General features: G+C 59.1%; 11 protein-coding genes and 1 tRNA gene. 6 read left to right on the top strand and 6 right to left on the bottom strand.

Annotated elements, in window-relative coordinates:
* Positions 1-68 precede the first annotated feature (68 nt).
* Entirely contained in the window at positions 69-3,308 is a 3,240-nt protein-coding gene (locus LOC68_RS04275) for a bifunctional proline dehydrogenase/L-glutamate gamma-semialdehyde dehydrogenase (RefSeq protein WP_230216113.1), read from the top strand.
* Positions 3,309-3,317: 9 nt separating this feature from the next.
* On the opposite strand, the gene LOC68_RS04270 is transcribed toward LOC68_RS04275, so the two are convergent.
* Both LOC68_RS04270 and LOC68_RS04265 read right to left on the bottom strand, forming a co-directional pair.
* Positions 3,318-4,385: an Lpg1974 family pore-forming outer membrane protein gene (locus LOC68_RS04270; RefSeq protein ID WP_230216111.1), complete on the bottom strand. Its 1,068-nt coding sequence runs from the start codon at positions 4,383-4,385 to the stop codon at positions 3,318-3,320.
* Between the two features lie 253 nt (positions 4,386-4,638).
* A tRNA-Gly gene (locus LOC68_RS04265) sits at positions 4,639-4,710 on the bottom strand.
* A gap of 270 nt (positions 4,711-4,980) precedes the next feature.
* On the opposite strand from LOC68_RS04265, the gene LOC68_RS04260 reads away from it, so the two are divergent.
* The 3 genes from LOC68_RS04260 to LOC68_RS04250 all read left to right on the top strand — a co-directional run bounded on the left by LOC68_RS04260 (position 4,981) and on the right by LOC68_RS04250 (position 11,409).
* The gene (locus tag LOC68_RS04260; protein ID WP_230216110.1) at positions 4,981-6,567 is read left to right on the top strand and encodes a C25 family cysteine peptidase; all 1,587 of its coding nucleotides are present in this window, start codon (positions 4,981-4,983) and stop codon (positions 6,565-6,567) included.
* Positions 6,568-6,836: 269 nt separating this feature from the next.
* The gene (locus tag LOC68_RS04255; RefSeq protein WP_230216108.1) at positions 6,837-9,902 is read left to right on the top strand and encodes a PSD1 and planctomycete cytochrome C domain-containing protein; all 3,066 of its coding nucleotides are present in this window, start codon (positions 6,837-6,839) and stop codon (positions 9,900-9,902) included.
* Between the two features lie 49 nt (positions 9,903-9,951).
* Positions 9,952-11,409, top strand: coding sequence for a DUF1501 domain-containing protein (locus LOC68_RS04250; protein WP_230216106.1), 1,458 nt, complete (start codon positions 9,952-9,954; stop codon positions 11,407-11,409).
* A gap of 183 nt (positions 11,410-11,592) precedes the next feature.
* Here LOC68_RS04250 and LOC68_RS04245 read toward each other — a convergent pair whose 3' ends face one another.
* A complete protein-coding gene (locus LOC68_RS04245; RefSeq protein ID WP_230216104.1) occupies positions 11,593-12,732 on the bottom strand; it encodes a hypothetical protein in 1,140 nt (379 codons plus the stop codon).
* A 258-nt stretch (positions 12,733-12,990) separates the two neighbouring features.
* Here LOC68_RS04245 and LOC68_RS04240 point away from each other — a divergent pair, with 258 nt between their 5' ends.
* Positions 12,991-13,455 carry an FKBP-type peptidyl-prolyl cis-trans isomerase gene (locus LOC68_RS04240; protein WP_230216102.1) on the top strand — a complete coding sequence of 155 codons (465 nt, stop codon included), beginning with the start codon at positions 12,991-12,993 and terminating at the stop codon, positions 13,453-13,455.
* A gap of 18 nt (positions 13,456-13,473) precedes the next feature.
* Here the strand turns inward: LOC68_RS04240 and LOC68_RS04235 are convergent, their stop codons facing one another.
* The gene (locus LOC68_RS04235) at positions 13,474-14,718 is read right to left on the bottom strand and encodes an excinuclease ABC subunit UvrC (RefSeq protein WP_390623358.1); all 1,245 of its coding nucleotides are present in this window, start codon (positions 14,716-14,718) and stop codon (positions 13,474-13,476) included.
* Between the two features lie 209 nt (positions 14,719-14,927).
* The gene (locus tag LOC68_RS04230; RefSeq protein WP_230216098.1) at positions 14,928-16,736 is read right to left on the bottom strand and encodes a phospho-sugar mutase; all 1,809 of its coding nucleotides are present in this window, start codon (positions 16,734-16,736) and stop codon (positions 14,928-14,930) included.
* Positions 16,737-16,914: 178 nt separating this feature from the next.
* Between LOC68_RS04230 and glmM the strand changes: the two genes are divergently transcribed.
* The gene (gene glmM, locus LOC68_RS04225; RefSeq protein ID WP_230216096.1) at positions 16,915-18,258 is read left to right on the top strand and encodes a phosphoglucosamine mutase; all 1,344 of its coding nucleotides are present in this window, start codon (positions 16,915-16,917) and stop codon (positions 18,256-18,258) included.
* Here glmM and LOC68_RS04220 read toward each other — a convergent pair.
* Complete coding sequence (locus tag LOC68_RS04220; protein ID WP_230216094.1) at positions 18,255-18,755, bottom strand: TrmH family RNA methyltransferase; 501 nt, start codon at positions 18,753-18,755, stop codon at positions 18,255-18,257. The two genes, glmM and LOC68_RS04220, sit on opposite strands and share 4 nt — an antisense overlap.
* Positions 18,756-18,814: the final 59 nt, after the last annotated feature.

Here is an 18,814-nt window from a genome sequence, read left to right as displayed (position 1 = left end):
ACATTTTCGCCATGATTGTTGAGCAATTTCACAAAGGCCCCCCGGCCGAGTCATCTCCGAGCTACGAGATGTTCGATACGACAATCGCAAATCGCACCGTCGACTTGGCGAAACGTCTCCTCGTCGCGGCGAATCAAAACATTCGTGCGAACGAGAAAAAGCAGAGCGAACAGCTCGCACGCATGATGAATGACGCCGCCGGCAAGGCGTTTACGATGGCGATGGTCGACGAAACGTTTCGCAGCGCGAAGCCTGCGGTACAAGCGCGTCGCTGGCGCGGCCTCTTGCGCGACTTCGGGTTGCCGCAATATTTCTCGTGGACCGATCGGCTGCTGCTTCGGATCGCCAGCGCCGCGAGTATCGTCGCTCCGCAGATCGTGATGCCGCTGATCGCCGCTCGCATGCGAGCCGATTCGGCCAACGTGATTTTGAACGGCGAAATGGACGAACTGCGCAAGCATGTGCGCCAGCGAATCTCCCAAGGTTTCTCGATTAATCTCAATCACTTGGGAGAAGCGGTTCTCGGCGAAGAAGAAGCCCAGAACCGTTTGCGGGTCGCGCTCGACTATCTGAAGCAGCCGGAGGTAAACTACCTGTCGGTAAAAATCTCCGCCGTTTTCAGTCAAATTAACCTGACAGCGTACGACCAAACGCTTACGGCAATAAAGGATCGCCTCCGAATCATTTATCGCGCCGCAATGCCGGAAGGAAAGTTCGTCAATCTCGATATGGAAGAGTATCGAGACCTGCGGCTGACGCTCGAAGCGTTTCAACAAGTACTGTCGGAGCCAGAGTTCCTGCACTATTCGGCTGGGATCGTCCTCCAGGCCTACATTCCCGACTCCTGGAACGCGCTGCAGGAACTTGCCGCGTGGGCCAAAGAGCGAGCGGCTACCGGCGGGGCCAAGGTGAAAGTGCGCCTGGTCAAAGGCGCCAACATGGCGATGGAAGATGTCGAAGCGGAACTGCACGGGTGGCACTCGGCGCCTTATCGCACCAAAGCGGAAACCGACGCCAACTATCGCCGGATGATGGAGTTCTGCGTGCAGCCGGAGCATGCAGCCGTGCTGCGCGTCGGCGTGGCGTCGCACAATTTGTTCGACGTCGCATTGGCCCTCACGCTACGAGAAGAATTCGGCACGAGCGACTCGGTTGAAATCGAAATGCTGGAAGGAATGGCGAACCATCAGGCGCGCGTCGTGAAGGAGCAGGCAGGCGGGCTGCTGCTTTACGCGCCGGCGGTGCAAGCGAAAGACTTCCAAAGTGCGATGGCCTATCTCGTTCGCCGGTTAGACGAAAACACGTCGCCGCAAAACTTCCTGCATGATTTGTTCGGCCTGACTCCCGACTCCGACGCCTGGCATGAGCAAGAGCGGCGTTTCCGCGAAGGGTGGGAACATCGCCGCGACGTCGCGTCTCTGTCGCGTCGCCAACTGCCGTGCGTCGATCCGAATCGCGCCGCCCACTTCATGAACCAGCCCGACAGCGACTGGACGCAATACCAGACGCGCGAGCAATTGGACGAAGCGATCGCCAATTGGACTCCGGCGCTGCCGCCGCCAGCGGCAGATCTCGACGCCGCACTCGACTGCGCCGTCGCCGCCGCCGAACGTTGGTCGGCTGAATCGGTCCTGCAGCGAGCCGAAATCCTGCATCATGCCGGTCAGGTGATGCAGCAGCGGCGGTTTGAATCGATCGCCGAAATGCAGCGAACGTGCAAGAAGGCGATCGCCGAAGCGGATGCCGAAGTTTCGGAAGCGATCGACTTCGCCCGTTACTACGCCGAACATTATCCGCACTATCCCGAGGTCGTCGGTAAGCCGCTCGGCGTCGTGGTAATCACGCCGCCGTGGAACTTCCCGTACGCAATTCCATGCGGCGGCGTTTTGGCCGCGCTGATGGCGGGCAATGCGGTCTTACTGAAGCCGGCGCCCGAGTCGACCGATATCGCCTGGCTGTTGGTGCAGCAGCTCTGGGATGCTGGCGTCCCACGCGACGTGCTGCAGTTCTATCCGTGTGCCGATGGCGAAACGGGAAAGCGTCTGATCACCGATCCGCGCGTCAATGCAGTCGTGCTAACCGGCGCCTATCAAACCGCCCGAATGTTTCAGTCGTGGCGCCCTTCGCTGCATCTCTTCGCCGAGACAAGCGGCAAGAACGCCCTGGTGATTACCGCCCAGGCCGATCGCGAACTGGCGGTCAAAGATCTGGTTCGCTCCGCCTTTGGGCATGCTGGGCAAAAGTGCAGCGCCGCGAGTCTGGCGATCATCGAAGCGGAAGTCTATGACGATCCGATCTTCCAGCGACAGCTGCACGACACCGCCGCCTCGCTGATGGTTGGTCCCGCGACCGATCGCACCAGCGTCGTTACGCCGGTGATCCGCGAACCGGAATCCTCGCTGATGCGTGCCCTGACGCAGCTCGACGCAGGAGAAAGCTGGCTGCTGAAGCCGAAGGTTTCGGCCGAAGATCCTTGCCTTTGGTCGCCGGGGATTCGACTTGGCGTGAAGCCAGGCTCGTGGTTCCACAAGACCGAGTGCTTTGGCCCAGTCCTGGGACTGATGCGAGCCGAAAACCTCGAGCAAGCGATCGCGTGGCAGAACGACGTCGACTACGGTTTGACCGCCGGGATTCATACGCTCGACGAAAGCGAACAAGTCCGCTGGCGCGATTCGGTTCAAGCCGGCAATCTGTACATCAATCGTCCGACCACCGGGGCGATCGTGCAGCGACAACCGTTCGGCGGCTGGAAGAAGTCGTCGATTGGCCCGGGCTCCAAGGCAGGCGGTCCAAACTACGTTTCGCTCTTCGCCCGCTGGTCCGACGCTTCGGTGGACGTTCCGCAAGCCAAAGTGGAGCAGAACTACCGCTTGGCTTGGAACGAATACTTCTCGCAAGAGCATGATCCGTCCCACCTGACCGGCGAAAGCAACATCTTCCGCTATCGCCCGGCGCGTGGAGTTTTACTGCGGTTGCCAAGCGACGATCCGTCGACGATCGCACGAGCGAAGCTCGCCGCCCAGATTACCGGCACGCCGCTGGAAATCAGCGTCGCGACCAAGGAGCCGGACGCTGATTTCATCGCCCGACTGTCGAGCGTGGGAAGTCGCTTTGAATTCCTCCGGACGATTGGCGACGTGAACGATGCGGTCCTCGCCGCCGCTCACCAGGCAGGCCTCAACTGGATCGATGCGCCCCTCACCGCCAACGGCTACGTCGAACTCCGCTTTTGGCTGCGAGAACAATCGATCACCCGCACGCTGCACCGGTACGGGCAAATCATTCAAGCGCCGTCGGATCACGCGTAGCGAGTCAATCTAAAACTTGACGACGCTCGAAAAGTAAAGTCCTTGCAGACCAAAATCTCGATAAGAAGCCAGCGTAAACCCGTCGGCGACGTCGTCGGGGTATTCCGATCGGCCGATGGCGTCAAAGTAGTTATTGAACTCGTATCCCAGTGAGAACCGTACGGCGCGTCCGCAAAGGACTTTGTCGTAGTTGAGTCCAACGCCGATGTGAAGCGCGGGAATGATTCGCGAAGTCGTATCGTCGAACACGTTGACCATGACAGCATTGTTCACGGTTTGCAGACTTGAAGTTTTTGCAGAAGCGAGCAATAAGCTGGCAGTTGAATTCATCGTGAACGACAACCGCCCGTCGCCATTACAGCCGCTCAGCAAATCGTAGCCGACGATAAAACCAAACTCGGGACCAATCCCCTTCGCCGTCGAATCGAAGAGAACCGAGCCGGTCGCGGTGCTAACGCTGTTTTCGTAGAAATAGCCTTCCTGGACTCGAACGTCGGCGTATTCAAAGCCAAATTGCAACGCCAGGTCGATGCAAGGAATGCAGAGCGGCGCGGTAAACATCGTATCGACCCGATTGTGCTTGATCGCCAGATCGGCGGCAGCGGTTCCGTTATAGGTTTGAAAAGCCCCGGCAATGTCCGAACTACCGGCTGTCGCCCAAAGGTCGGTCCCGGTGACTAACTTGGAGTTATCCGTATCAAGACGCGTCCATGTCACTTGAAACTGGGCCGGCGAGTTTGCGAACTCATAGGCGGCGCCAACTCGAAACGCCGTGTTAAACAAGGGGTCGTTGTTGATTCGCGAACCAATGGGCTGAGTCGCACCTAGCGGAGAATCAATCACGAAGTAGGTATCGCCGGTGGTCGGTCGAACGATCAGGAGATCACCGGAAAATTTCCAACCTCCTTCGTCCGCTGACGCCATCGGCGGAACGCCGGCGATCGGCATGTCAAACGACGCGAGCGCCCCGTCAACCGGCGAGGAATGAGCGAAATACTCTTGAGCCGCAGCGGTGCGAACCAGAAGGGATACGCCTAACGCGAACAGAAACGAAAGTATCCGTACTTTCCTAAGCATAATCGGCCTCGTCCATGGCAATTGGGGCAGTCGTATGGCGAAGGCGAATCCATTCCGCCAGTAGCCTACGGATTATGCCATCGACATTGCAGGAGACGTGCAAGCAATTTTTCGACAGCAGTAGCGCAATCAATGCAACTGACATCAGCGACAGCATTTGCTAGCAGTCGGCGCCGGAGACCAATCGGCGACAAGAAACGCAAAAAGCCGGCTCGGTCTTCCCTGGTGGAAAGACCAACCGGCTTTTCGCGAGAGCGGGAGACGGGGCTCGAACCCGCGACATCCAGCTTGGGAAGCTAGCGCTCTACCACTGAGCTACTCCCGCACGTTTTCCTCAAGCAAGACTCAATATACCGTCCCCAGGTTCGGCGGCAAGCGATCCGCCGCGGGAACCCGTTCCGGGGCGAAACTTACCGATATTTCCGCTGGTAAGATCGTTATGGCGGTAACAATCGTCTAAGTTGGGGGGAAAGATGCGTCTTGCCCTTGGCGAGCCCCGGCGAGTACACTTCCTCGCCCCGGTCGCCCGGCAGATCCTCTTTCCAGGCGGCCCTATCCACACCTGCTTTTTCCACCGAACGCGTCCGGAATTCCTATGCACGCCGCGATCGCCGCTCTGCTGGCTACCTTGACGTTGGGCGCCACTCCGCAGCTGCCGACCGACACGCTGGTCGTCTGTCCCGAGTCGTTCGTTCCGGCGCTCCGCCCCTGGCTCGACTATCGCTCGGCCCAAGGCCGCCAGATCGGGCTGATCACCGAAACCGAATCGAAAGAGCGGATCCGCGCCGCAATTCGCGAAACGGCAAAGACCGGCGCCCTCCGCTGGGTTGTTCTGGTTGGGGACGTCCCTGGCGAACAGCCGACGCCGGAATCGCCCGGCGTGCCGACGCACCTGATGGACGCCGTCGTCAACGTTCACTTCGGTTCTGAACCGACCCTCGTCACCGACAACTACTACGCTGACATCGATGACGACTTGATCCCGGACGTCGCCGTTGGGCGGTTGTCGGTTCGGACGCCGGAGCAGTTGGAAACGGTCGTCGCCAAGATCCTGGCCTACGAACAAGACGTCTCGCCCGGCGCCTGGCGGCGGCAATTGAACGTGGTCGCTGGAGTCGGCGGCTTTGGCATCTTGGCCGATACGCTCATGGAATCGATCACGAAGAAGTTTCTGACCGACGAGGTCCCTTCGTCCTTTGAAACCAAAGTCGCCTACGCCAGTTGGCATAGCCCCTACTGCCCCGATCCGCGTGAGTTCCAAGACGAGACGGTCAACCAACTGAACGACGGTTGCCTCTTCTGGATCTACATCGGTCATGGACAGCGCCGCTATCTCGACTACATCAGCGTTCCGAAACAGCGCTACTATCCGATCTTCCAGGCGAGCGACGTCGGCCGGTTGCAATGTAAAAATGGTTCGCCGATCGCCATCTTCCTGGCCTGCTACACCGGTGCGTTTGACGAGCCGAATGATTGTCTGGCCGAAGAAATGTTGCGTCGTGAAGGAGGGCCGGTTGCAGTCTATGCTGGTTCGCGCGTCACGATGCCGTACGCGATGTCGGTGATGGGCTCCGAGATGCTCGAAGAGTATTTCCAGAACAATCGCGAGACGCTCGGCGAGTTGATCCTGTACGCCAAACGGGACATGGTCGAAGCGTCCAGCAAAGGAGGCAATCGCAAGTTGCTCGATTCGCTCGCTCGCCTGGTCAGCCCCAAGCCGGAGCTGCTTAAAGATGAGCGACGCGAGCATGTGCAGCTCTTCAACCTGATCGGCGATCCGCTGCTGCGACTTCCGCGGGCGGAGTCGGCCCAAGTCGCTTCGGCGACCGAAGCCCGCGCCGGCGAATCTCTCGTCGTCAGCGGCATCTCTCCGGTCGCCGGCAAGGGACGCTTGGAAGTGGTTTGCCGTCGCGATCTACTCACCTTCAAGCCGGAAACTCGCACTGATTACGAAGCGAGCCTTCCCGAATTTCCCAACGTCTATCGTCAGGCGAACGATCGCTGCTGGGAAAGCGTCGAGCTCGATCTGCCGGCCGGTCCATTCGAGACGACTATTCCGCTGCCGGCTCACTGCTCGGGCGAATGCCATGTTCGGCTGTTCGTCGAAGGCGCCGACGTTTGTGCTCTGGGGTCCTGCGATGTGAAAGTCGCCCCAGCGGAAGGAAACGTACAGGCTCCGTAAGTCTTTACGTTACAGCAATTTTTAGTTTTCATACGAATCTTCTTTAGCCCCCCCTGGCTTCCCTTTTCCGGCAACAGAAGGGAAAACGCCGCAATCAAATGATTCGAAGTTTGGATCGTCGTTTGATAGAATAGGGACTTACACTTTCCCGCCTAAATCGGGGCGAGTTCTCCTACTCGCCGCTTCTCGATTTTCCTACCTCTCGCCTATCAGGTGTCGGCATGAGATTTCCCTCGGCTTGCTCTCCCTGCTCATGGATGGTTCTTGGCGTGCTGGCTGCATTCAGCTGGACCGGTTCCGCCGTCGCCGAGGAGGAGATCTCTTACGGAGCGGATATCAGCCCACTCCTTTCCAACAACTGCTACTCGTGCCATGGTCCCGATCAGGAACATCGCGCCGGCGGCTTCCGACTCGATCTTGAGTCGAGCGCCCTCGGCGAAGCGGACTCCGGCGCCCATCCGATCGTCCCCGGCGACTTGTCCGCCAGCGAAATCATCGCGCGAATCACGAGCACCGATCCCGACCTGGTGATGCCGCCGGCCGACTCGAACAAAACGCTGAAGCCGGAAGAGATCGAAAAGATCCGCAAGTGGGTCGCGGCCGGAGCGAAGTTTGAAAAGCATTGGTCGTTCGAGCCGCTGACCAAACCAGAACCGCCGTCAACGAAGAAAGCCGACTGGGCGGCGAATCCAATCGACCAGTTCGTCCTCGCGCGGCTCGAAAAGATGGGGATGTCGCCGTCGGACAGCGCCACCAAAGAACGTTTGATTCGTCGTGTGACGTTTGACTTGACCGGCTTGCCGCCGACCGTGGCCGAAGTCGAAGCCTTTGTGAAGGATGAGTCTCCCGACGCCTACGAGAAGGTGGTCGATCGTCTTCTCGCTTCGCCTCACTACGGCGAACACATGGCCCGCTTCTGGTTGGACGCCGCGCGGTTCGGCGATACGCATGGTCTGCATCTCGACAACTATCGCGAGATGTGGCTCTATCGCGACTGGGTGATTGGCTCGTTCAACAACAACCAACCGTTCGATCAATTCACCGTCGAACAACTGGCCGGCGACTTGCTCGAAAACCCGACGGAAGAACAGAAGATCGCCAGCGGTTTTAATCGCTGCCATGTGACGACCAACGAAGGGGGTTCGATCAAAGAAGAAGTCGAAACCCGCAACGTGATTGACCGCGTCACCACCACCGGCACGGTCTTCATGGGGCTGACCTTCGAGTGCACCCGTTGTCACGATCACAAGTACGATCCGCTGACGATGAACGACTTCTACTCGATGTACGCCTTCTTCAACAGCTTCGACTACAACCCGATGGACGGCAACGTCAAAGATCACGCGCCGACCATTCGGATGGTTTCGGCCGAAGATCAAGGCCGGATCGCTGCACTGCAGCAAGAGATCCAGCAGGCCAAGACCTCCATCACCGAGCAGCTGGCTGCGATTCAATACCAGGAGCCGGAAGCGGCGTCCGTGGAAGAAGATCTGCCGACTGAACTGGTTTGGATCGACGACGATACTCCGGCCGGCGCCAAGTTGCAGTCGAACAGCTATCCCTGGCAATGGATCGAAGCGCCCGAACCGGTCTTCTCCGGCAAACGAGCCCATAAGCGCACCAGCAAGGAGCTCGATCAACACTTCTTCACCGGCGCCGAGAAGCCGCTGGACGTTTACGAAGGGGACGTGCTGTTCGCCTACGTTTATCTCGATCCGGCCGATCCGCCGAAAGAGATCATGATGCAGTTCAACAACGGCAGCTGGGAGCATCGCGGCTATTGGGGTGAGAACGTAATTCCCTACGGCTCAAACGGCAACGGATCTCGCGTCCACCAGGGAGAGCTTCCGCCGCTGGGCGAATGGGTCCGGCTCGAAATTCCGGTCAGCGTCGTCAATCTCAAGCCGGGCGAAAAGATCAACGGTTGGGCCTTTACCCAATTGGGCGGCACCGTCTATTGGGACAAAGCAGGCGTCCTGACCCGCGAAGGTCGCGGCCGCGCGTATCGCTCGCTGGCGGAATGGACGACCGAACTGGCGGCGGCCAAGAAGCCGACCGAACCAAAAGAAATCGTCGCCATCGCGAAGAAGGAAGCCGAGAAGCGAAGCGAAGCGGAACAAACGCAGCTGAAGAACTATTTCCTGGAATACGCCTACGTCGATTCGCGGGAGCAGTTCGCCCCGCTTCATCAGAAGATCTCCGGCAACGAAAAGTCGATCGGCGACATCACCAACGCCTCGCCGACCACGCTCGTCTCCAAAGAAAAGAATGAGCCGGTCCCGTCGCATATCCAGGAACGGGGCGAGTATGACCAACTGGGCGAAGTCGTTCCGCGGGCGACGCCGGCGATGTTGCCTCCGATGAAAGAAGGGGCGCCGGTCAATCGACTTGGCCTGGCCCAATGGCTGGTCGATCCGTCGCATCCGCTGACCGCTCGCGTCACCGTCAATCGGTTTTGGCAGCAAGTCTTTGGAACCGGTTTGGTGAAGACCTCGGAAGACTTCGGTCTGCAGGGAGAACCGCCGAGCCACCCGCAACTGCTCGATTGGCTCTCGTCGCAGTTCATCGAAGATGGCTGGGACGTGAAGAAGATGATGAAACGCTTCGTGATGTCGTCGACCTACCGACAGTCGTCGAAGATTTCGCCGGAGAAACTGGCGCAAGATCCCGCGAACCGACTTCTCTCGCGTGGTCCGCGCTATCGTCTCGACGCCGAGATGATCCGCGACCAGGCGCTGACCGTCAGTGGGCTGATCGTCGACGAAATCGGCGGTCCGAGCGTCAAGCCGCCGCAACCGGCCGGTTTGTGGGAAGCGGTCGGCTACAGCAGCAGCAACACGGCGAAGTTCAAAGCGGACGAAGGGCCCGAAAAGGTCCATCGCCGCACGCTTTACACCTTCGTCAAACGTACGTCGCCGCCGCCCGAAATGAGCACGCTCGACGCGCCGTCGCGCGAATCGTGCACCGTTCGCCGCGAACGAACCAACACGCCGCTCCAGGCCCTGATGTTGATGAACGATCCGCAGTTTGTCGAAGCGGCTCGAGCGCTTGGCGCCCGCGCGATCAAAGAAGGAGGCGAGACGCCGCAGTCGCGGGCCAGCTGGATGTTGCATCTCTGCCTGAGCCGCACGCCGACCGAACAAGAAATCGCGGAAGTCGCCCAGTTGGCGACTGCCGCTCGCGAACATTTCGCCGCTGATCCGAAAGCGGCCGAATCGCTGGTATCCGTCGGCGAAACCAAGCGGGACGAAAGCGTCGACCTGAGCGACGCCGCCGCCTGGACGCTGGCGGCCAACCTGGTGTTGAACCTGGACGAAGTCATTACCAAGAACTAGCTATCGGCCGCTGAACGACCTTCAGCCCGTTTCCAAGGAACGTCGAATCATGGATCCTCGCCAAGAATACGGATTGGCCCTTTCGCGCCGCCATTTCTTCAAGCTCGGCGGTCTAGGTCTGGGAACCGCCGCTTTGAGCTCGCTGCTGCCCGAACGCGCAGCCGCCGCTCCGCTGTCGACTTCGGGCGGACTCGCTTCGGTTCCCCATTTCGCTCCGAAGGCGAAGCGGGCGATCTATCTGTTCATGGCCGGCGCGCCGAGCCAGATGGATACGCTTGACTACAAGCCGACGATGGCCGACTGGTACGACAAAGACCTGCCGGAATCGATTCGCCAAGGACAACGTTTGACGACGATGACCTCGGGACAGAAACGGTTTCCGATCGCACCGTCGAAGTTCAAATTCACCCAGCATGGCCAGTCGGGCGCCTGGATCAGCGAACTGCTGCCGCACACGGCGAAAATGGCGGATGACATCGCGATCCTTCGTTCGCTGCATACCGAAGCGATCAACCACGATCCAGCGATCACCTACATCTGCACCGGCAATCAGTTGCCGGGACGTCCCAGCCTTGGCTCGTGGCTGAGCTACGGATTGGGTTCCGAAAACAAAGACCTGCCGTCGTTCGTCGTGATGACGCCGAGTTGGAGCGGACGTCGCGACGCCCAGGCGCTTTACAATCGCTTGTGGGGTTCCGGATTCTTGCCGAGCAAATACCAAGGCGTAGCGCTACGCAGCCAGGGAGACCCGATTCTCTTCCTGTCGAATCCCGACGGCGTGAGCGGCGACATTCGTCGCAAGATGCTCGATTCGCTCGGGCGGATGAACCAACAAGCGCTTGCCGAAATCGGCGACCCCGAAACGCAATCGCGGATCGCTCAATACGAAATGGCGTTCCGCATGCAGTCGTCGGTGCCGGAACTGACCGACCTAAGCGGCGAAACGCAGCAAGTGCTCGACATGTACGGCCCCGATGCGAGTACGCCGGGAACGTTCGCTTCCAGCTGTTTGATGGCGCGACGCATGATCGAACGGGACGTTCGTTTCGTGCAAATCTTCCATCGCGGCTGGGACCAACATGGCAACATCGCCGGCGACTTGCCGAAGCAATGTCACGACATTGACCAACCTGCTTGGGCGCTGATCCAAGATCTGAAACAACGCGGTCTGCTCGACGATACCCTGGTCGTTTGGGGCGGCGAATTTGGTCGCACCGTCTACAGCCAAGGGGGTCTGTCGAAGGAGAATTACGGCCGTGACCATCATCCACGCTGTTTTAGCATTTGGATGGCCGGCGGCGGAATCAAGCCGGGCCTCGTTTACGGCGAGACCGACGAGTTCTGCTACAACATCACGCAGAACCCGGTTCACATTCATGATTTGAATGCGACGATTCTGCATTGCCTGGGAATTGATCACCGCAAGTTGTCGGTTCAATTCCAAGGTCTTGATATGCGACTGACCGGGGTCGAAGAACATCATCCCGTCCGCGATATCCTGATCTAGGACGGGATTCGTTTTCGCCTCGGGGATCAGCGACCTTGCCTCGCTGATCCCTGCCGCCGACGCTCCGCTTTGCTCGTTCCCTCTCCCATGGCTGCCACGGAGAAGAGAGGAGAAAGAAACGAGTCGTTGCCACGGGGCGTTACGCCGACGGCGCCCTCTCGCACCACCACGGATCTTGCCCTACTACGGTTTCTGGCTGACGTACACCGGTTCCTTTACCTCCTCGTACTCGGCGATCAGCTGTTTGGCCCGCGTCTGCACATCAAGTTGCTGCGTCTGATTCACCAGTTGCTCCAGTTCCCGATGGTTGGTAACCAACTGACGGACGGCCGGTTCGAGCAACATAATTTCGGCCAGGCCGCTTCGCATGCCGACGGTCGTCGTCACGATCGAAGAGAGCGAGCGATTCAGACCGCGAATCGTTTCGACGTTTTCCACCAGGCCGCCGATCGAATCGCTCAGCGTCGCCGCTTCCTTCTGAATCTCGTCAATCTGACGCAAATTCGCTTGGGTAATCGCCAGTCGCGGCGATTGAGCGTTCAGGTACTCGCAAATCCAGACCATCTCGTCGAGCGAAGACAAAGCCTGTTCCGAGTTGCGACGATTGTCGGCCAGCACGCCGTGCAGTTCGGCCGAATCGGCCGCGACTTCCGCCGCCAGATCGAGGGCCGATTGGGCCGAAGCGATGTCGTCGCTTAGTTGCAACTGCTTATCCAGAACGCTGGCGACCCGATCGACCGTCAGCTCGTTTTCTTCGAGCGATCCGGCGATGTGCTGCATCTTCGCCTGGTTGTGGGCGAGGGCGTCGAGCGAACGCTTGGCCGAATCGTGGGCCGACGCCAGGTCAATCAGCTGGTACTGAACCATCTTCTGCTGATCGAGGGCGGCCGCCAGTTCGCTGGCCAGGCATTGTTGATTCACGATCTGCTGTTGCAGCTCTTCCATGCGAGCCAACACCGCGTTGGCGTCGTCGATTCGCGAAGCGGCCGCTTCGACCTTAGCGAGCGTATGTTCCAGTTCGCCGGCCAGCAGTTGGTTTTCAGCCAGCGACGTGCGCTGACGGCGCAACTGTCCCAGCAAAGAATTGGTCTTCGCGGCGTCGTCCGCATATCCGGTCAAGACTTGAATGTCGTGACGCGACTCGGCAAGTTCCGACTTCAGCGAAGCGAGCTCGCGATGAAAGTCTCGCTGAGCGAAGAACATCCCGCCCGCGGCGCCGGCTGCGATGCCGAGCAAGACCAGGGCGAAGGTAACGAATCCTGATCGTTCGTCGCTAGAAGCGTAAAGATCGTTGGAATCGTGATATTTCGAACGAGTTGACATAGATTTCCTCCGTGGCGTAATTGCGTGCTCTTTCCGTGCTCCCCGCCCTTTTGTTATCGATTCCGTCGCCGCAAACGGAAAAGAGAAGTGCTTGCGTTTCCGCAATCTTTTCGCAAGTCCCCAGGAACAGCCTGAACAACCGCTAAATCACGAATCTGGCGGAAAAACGGCAATTAGGCGTTCCCTCGCATTTGCAACTAGCTAGAAGGGCCCGGGGAACTTAGACTACAGGCAATCTTTCTTTACTAGGGCTGCATGATGAATATTGGAAAAAACTCGGTCGTCACCATCGACTACACCCTGAAGGACGACGACGGCGAATTGATCGACACCTCTAGCGGAGGCGATCCGCTTGTCTACCTCCACGGGATCGGCGCCCTGATCCCCGGCATGGAGTCTGCGCTGGAAGGCAAGAAGACGGGAGACATCTTCCAGATTGTCGTTTCGCCGGACCAAGGCTATGGCGAGTATGACGAAGACGACGTCATGGAGATCGAACTCACCGCTTTCGAAGATCCGAGCCAAGTCCAAGTCGGCATGGAGCTGGTCCTCGAAACGGAAGAAGATGGAGAGTTCGCCGCGGTCGTAACCCAAGTTGGCGACGGCGTCGCCATCGTCGACCGCAATCATCCCCTGGCCGGAATGACGCTGCACTTTGATGTCGTCGTCCGCGACGTCCGCGAAGCGACCCCGGAAGAAATCGACCACGGGCACGTCCACTAACGGACGAGCCGGGCCCGGTCATTCGCCAAACGTACTCTTGCTGCGCAGAATGTGGTGGTAGTGCTGCGCGAAGCGGTGGGCCTCATCGCGCACGTATTGCAACAGCCGCAGCGCATAGGCGTGGCGGCTCAGTCGCAATGGTTCCGACTCGCCGGGGCGGAAGATTTCTTCTTCCTTCTTGGCGAGCGAAATCAACGTCGGCGGTTCAATTTGCAAATCGCGAAACGCGGCGAGTGCGGCGTTCAACTGCCCCTTGCCGCCGTCGATCAGCAGAATGTCGGGAAAGACTTCCCCTTCGGCATGCAGCTTTTTGAATCGCCGCGCGACGACTTCGTGGATGCTGCGAAAGTCGTCGACCCCTTTGACCCCCTTGATCTTGTAGCGGCGATAGCCCGGCTTGAACGGCAATCCGTCGAGGAATTGAACCAGGCTCGCGACCGTCTCGCCTCCTTGCAGGTGGGCGATGTCGACCCCTTCGATCGACCGCGGCGTGCTCGAGAGTTGCAACACTTTCCGCAGCCCGGCCAATCCTTTTTTTGGATCGATGTAAAAGACTTCGGGCTGAGCATGCGTCTCGAGTTCCCCCCGCTCATCGAGTCGCTCGAGCATATCGATCTCGTCCCGTAGCTTCGCCGCTTTTTCAAACTGCAAAGCCTTCGACGCTTCGAGCATCTCTTCCCGCAGTTGCTTCAGCAGTCGATCGCGACTCCCTTCCAAAAACATCTGCAAGCGGCGGATGTCTTTGCGATATTCTTCTTTGGTGATCCGTAGATTGCAGGGAGCGGTGCATTGATTGATGCTCGCGAGCAGGCAAGGACGGAACCAGCGCCACCGTTCGTCGTTTTCGTCGATATCGAGACTACAGGTCCGAAACTTGAAGATCCGCTGCAGCACTTGAATCGCGCCGCGCAATGCCCCGGCGCTCGCAAAAGGTCCGTAAAGCTTGGCGTTCTTCTCTTGCGGCTCGCGGGTGAACTCGACGCGGGGAAAGTCTTCCCGCTGCGTGATCATCAGGTAAGGGAACGACTTGTCGTCTTTGAGATCTTTGTTGAACTTCGGCTGGATGTCTTTGATCAGCCGCGATTCCATCAAGAGTGCGTCGACTTCGCTGTCGGTTTCGACGTAGTCAGCATCGGCGATCTCTCCGACCCAATAGCCGGTCCGAATATCGACCGCCGCTTCGGCGTTGAAATAGCTGCTGGCCCGGCTTCGGAGGTTCTTCGCTTTGCCGACGTAGATCACACGTCCTTGGGCGTCCTTCATCAGGTAGACGCCTGGGGTGGTCGGAAACTTGCGCACCTTATCGGCCGCCAGTGTGAAGGGGACATGCTCTTGCGGCTTCCCCTCAGTAGAGCGGTTTTCGGCGGGGGGCGGAGTTTCGGCGGAGTCGGACATGCGCGCAAAAAATGAGGGAGAAAAAGTTCTCCCTCATTGTAGAGCGTCGGCAAAATTCGGGCAGGGCCGGTTTTCGCTTAGATCGCGGCGGTGAACGCTTTCAGCTCTCTTTCAAAGGCGGCAATTCGCTCTTCCATCGCCGACATCGCCATCTCGAGCAGCGACAGTTGTTCCGGCTCGACGTAGGTGAACATGTAGAACTTCACCTTCGGCTCGGTCCCTGACGGGCGAACCGCGACGTAATTCCCCTCTTCCAGGTCAAGAATCACCATGTCTCCGGGAGGTCCGTTCAGCGGCGATTTTTCTCCGGCAGCCGAGACGATAACGTCGTTCTTGTAGTCGCGGACGCGGAGCAACTTGAGTCCCCCCAGCGAATTCGGCGGCTGTTCGCGGAACTTGGCCATCAACTTTTTCATGTTGGCCATCCCTTCCGAACCTTCCATCTTCTGGTTCAGCAGGTGCTCGGCATGGTAGCCATGTTGCCACCAAAGCGACTCCATCTTTTCGTGCAGCGTTTGCCCATTCGCTTTGCAGTCGGCCGCCAGTTCGCACAGCAGCATCGAAGCCACCGCGGCGTCTTTGTCGCGAGCGTACTGCCCGACCAAATAGCCGTGCGACTCTTCGCAGCCAAACAGGAAGTTGTCAGGGCCGACTTCGTCCATGGTGCCGCCGATGTACTTGAAGCCAACCTGCAAATTGCCATAGGTCTTCACGCCGTAGCTATCGGCGATGCGGCGAACCATCTCGGTGGTGACCAACGTTTTGATCACGTAGTTGTCGGCCGCAACTCCGCCCCCAGCCTTTTTCTTGCTAAGAACATAATCGCACAGCAGGGCGCCGATCTGATTGCCGTTGAAGGTCCGCCATTCACCTTGCAGATCGGACGTCACCGGAGCGGCGCAGCCGACCCGATCGCAGTCCGGGTCGGTCGCCAGAACGAACTCGGCGCCGGCCTCTTTTGCGCGTTCGATAATCGCGTCAAAGACTTGCGGGTTCTCGGGATTCGAGACATGTCCCGGTACGTTCGGAAAATCGCCGTTCGGTTCGGCGTGCGGACCGTAGATTTCGACGTCGGTAAAGCCGTCCGCCTTCAGCGCCGGAATCACCGCCGAAGCGCCGACCCCATGCAGCGGCGAGTAGATCAGCTTCAAATCGCGCGGCCCAGCGAAGCGCTGCCCTTTCACGTTTTCGATAAACGCGGCGTCGACTTCGGCGGTGCAGATTTCGACGTTTCCGCTGGCGACCGCGTCGTCAAAGTTGACCTCCAGCGGCAGTTCTTCGACGTTCATCACGCGGTCGATGATCGCTTTGTCATGCGGCGGCAGAACCTGGCCGCCGGTCGACCAGTAAACCTTCACCGCATTGTCGCTCGGCGGGTTGTGACTCGCCGTCACCATGATGCCGCAGCTGCACTTCTTGTAGCGGACCAGGAACGACAGTTCCGGCGTGCTGCGATAGTCGTCCAGGAAGTAAACCTTGATCCCATTGGCGACCATGATCCGGGCACACAGCTCGGCGAACTCGCGGGAACGATGCCGCGTGTCGTAGGCGATCCCGCACGACAACGGACCTTCGACCGTTTCCTTCACGTACGAAGCGAGACCTTGAGCACTTTCGCCGATGGTTCGTTCGTTAATCGCATTCGATCCGATCGGATACATCCGACCGCGGCGACCGCCGGTACCGAACGGAATGACGGTCCAGAACGCATCGTCGAGGGCTTGCCATTCCTCTTTCTTGATAAGCTCGGCGACTTGCGAAGCGTACGTCGCGTACCGGGATTGGGTGAGCCAGATTTTGATGTTTTCCGCGGCGCTGGCGGTAACTTTTTCGGCGGCGACCGCCCCTTGGATTTGGCTCAACAACGAATCGACTTCGCTCGACATCAGTGCTCCTTCAGCAGTACGGCAGTAATTTTCGACCCCGATTTTACGGGGGAAAGGGAAGTCGCTTCAATCGGGCATCGGCGGTCCGCTCTTGACTTCGCTGCGCTTCTGCTGGGAAATTGAACGGTTACGGAGTGCCGCCGATTTTGCGATCGCACCAAATCAGAAGGAAGAAGCCGTGAAGGACCCGATCATCAGCGTTTCTGGCTTGCGGGGAGTCGTCGGCGAGTCGCTGACGCCGGAGATCGCCGTCAAGTACGTCGCCGCTTTTGCGGGAGAAGCGGCGCCGGGCCCGATCCTGATCGCACGCGACGGTCGTCCCAGCGGCAAACCATTGGCAGAACTGATCGCCGGGACCCTCGCCTTCTGCGGCCGCGACGTCATTCAAGCCGATATCGCCGCCACTCCGACAGTTGGCGTACTAACCCGACAATATGGCTGCGGCGGCGCCGTCCAAATCTCGGCCAGTCACAACCCACCCCAGTACAACGGCATCAAGCTGATGGGCCCCGACGGTCGCGTCATTCCGGCCGCCCGGGGAGAACTGGTGCTGAACGCCTATCGCACTGGCGAGCCGAACTGGGCGCCGCACGATTCGCTCGGCTCGTCGACCCTTTGCGAAGATACGCTTTCCAAACATCTGGAAAGCGTCCTGGCGATCGTCGACGTCGCCCGCATTCAAAAGCGGAAGTTCCGCGTTCTGCTCGATTCCAACGAAGGCGCCGGCAGCTTGCTGGGGCGAAAACTACTAGAAGCGCTCGGCTGCGATTTTGAGATCCTGGGGGACAAAGCGAGCGGCAATTTCCTCCATACGCCGGAGCCGACCGAAACCAACCTGCAAGGCGTTTGCGCCAAGATCGTCGAGTCAGGCGCCGATATCGGCTTTTGCCAAGACCCTGACGCCGACCGCTTGGCGATCATCGACTCGGCCGGGCGCTACATCGGCGAAGAGTATACGGTCGCCCTTTGTTTGAACCATGTTTTGGCGAGTCGCCAAGGCCCGGTGGTAATCAACTGCGCCACCAGTTTGATGAACGAGGCGATCGCCAAAAAGCATGGCGCCCCAATCTATCGTTCGGCAGTTGGTGAAGCGAACGTCACCGACATGATGATCGCCAAGCAGGCGGTTTTCGGGGGCGAAGGAAACGGCGGCCCGATTGATCCCCGCGTCGGCTATATCCGCGACAGCTTCGTCGGCATGGCGCTGATCCTCGATTCAATGGCCGCATCGGGCAAAACGGTCGCGACGCTGACCGACTCGATCCCGCGGTTTGAAATCTTGAAGACGACGATGCCGCTCGATCGTGAGCAACTTGCCGTATCGCTCGACAAGTTGGTCGCTCACTTTACGGACGCCGAATCAAGCCGACTCGACGGCTTGCGTTTCGCTTGGCATGACGCGTGGCTTTTGATCCGCGGCAGCAACACCGAACCGATCGTTCGCATCATCGCGGAAAGCCCGACCATCGATCGGACCGAAGAGCTTTGCCAGGAAGCGGCGAAGGTAATGCAGCAAGCCTAGCCGTTCGGAAACTGTCGGCAAAACTCATACAGCGCCATCGAAGTGGCGGTCGCCACGTTGTAGCTGTAAGGCATCCCGTAGACCGGGATCTCGACCACGTCGTCGAGCAGTCGCAAAACGTCGTCCGGCGTTCCTTGCCGTTCGTTGCCGATCACCAGCACCGTCTTGCGGACGAATGAGAAGTGGTGAATGTCTTGCGAGTTAGTCGTTTGCTCCAGCCCGACCAGGCGATACCCTTCGGCCTTCAGATCGCGCAATACCGGCGGCAACGAGCGATGCCGAGAAATCGGCAGCTTTTCAGCGCCATCCCGGGCAATTTTCGGGTCGATTTTCATATTCCCGGTCACGATCACGCGGGAAACGGCGCAGCAAGAGGCGGTTCGGACGATGCGCGACAGATTGACGTTACTCCGCAGTTGGCAGCAGGCGACGATCAGCTGCCGCGGCTCATCCAGGGCCGAGGGAGGTTTATGGCGGAGATGTTCAAAATCAGACATTTGCACCGGGTCTGTTGGGCGATAATCGGGAATTCCTTATGCTAGTGTCACCTACCCAT

Source organism: Blastopirellula sediminis (genome assembly GCF_020966755.1).
Classification (GTDB): domain Bacteria; phylum Planctomycetota; class Planctomycetia; order Pirellulales; family Pirellulaceae; genus Blastopirellula; species Blastopirellula sediminis.
The sequence above is the reverse complement of the archived record's forward strand: the minus strand, read 5'-3'. Positions and strand labels throughout refer to the sequence as shown.

Excerpts from the sequence above, each read along its gene's own strand:
- LOC68_RS04275 (WP_230216113.1), top strand. The coding sequence starts at position 69 with ATGTTCGATACGACAATCGCAAATCGCACCGTCGACTTGGCGAAACGT.
- LOC68_RS04270 (WP_230216111.1), bottom strand. The coding sequence starts at position 4,385 with ATGCTTAGGAAAGTACGGATACTTTCGTTTCTGTTCGCGTTAGGCGTA.
- LOC68_RS04260 (WP_230216110.1), top strand. The coding sequence starts at position 4,981 with ATGCACGCCGCGATCGCCGCTCTGCTGGCTACCTTGACGTTGGGCGCC.
- LOC68_RS04250 (WP_230216106.1), top strand. The coding sequence starts at position 9,952 with ATGGATCCTCGCCAAGAATACGGATTGGCCCTTTCGCGCCGCCATTTC.
- LOC68_RS04245 (WP_230216104.1), bottom strand. The coding sequence starts at position 12,732 with ATGTCAACTCGTTCGAAATATCACGATTCCAACGATCTTTACGCTTCT.
- LOC68_RS04240 (WP_230216102.1), top strand. The coding sequence starts at position 12,991 with ATGAATATTGGAAAAAACTCGGTCGTCACCATCGACTACACCCTGAAG.
- LOC68_RS04235 (WP_390623358.1), bottom strand. The coding sequence starts at position 14,718 with ATGAAGGACGCCCAAGGACGTGTGATCTACGTCGGCAAAGCGAAGAAC.
- LOC68_RS04230 (WP_230216098.1), bottom strand. The coding sequence starts at position 16,736 with ATGTCGAGCGAAGTCGATTCGTTGTTGAGCCAAATCCAAGGGGCGGTC.
- LOC68_RS04220 (WP_230216094.1), bottom strand. The coding sequence starts at position 18,755 with ATGTCTGATTTTGAACATCTCCGCCATAAACCTCCCTCGGCCCTGGAT.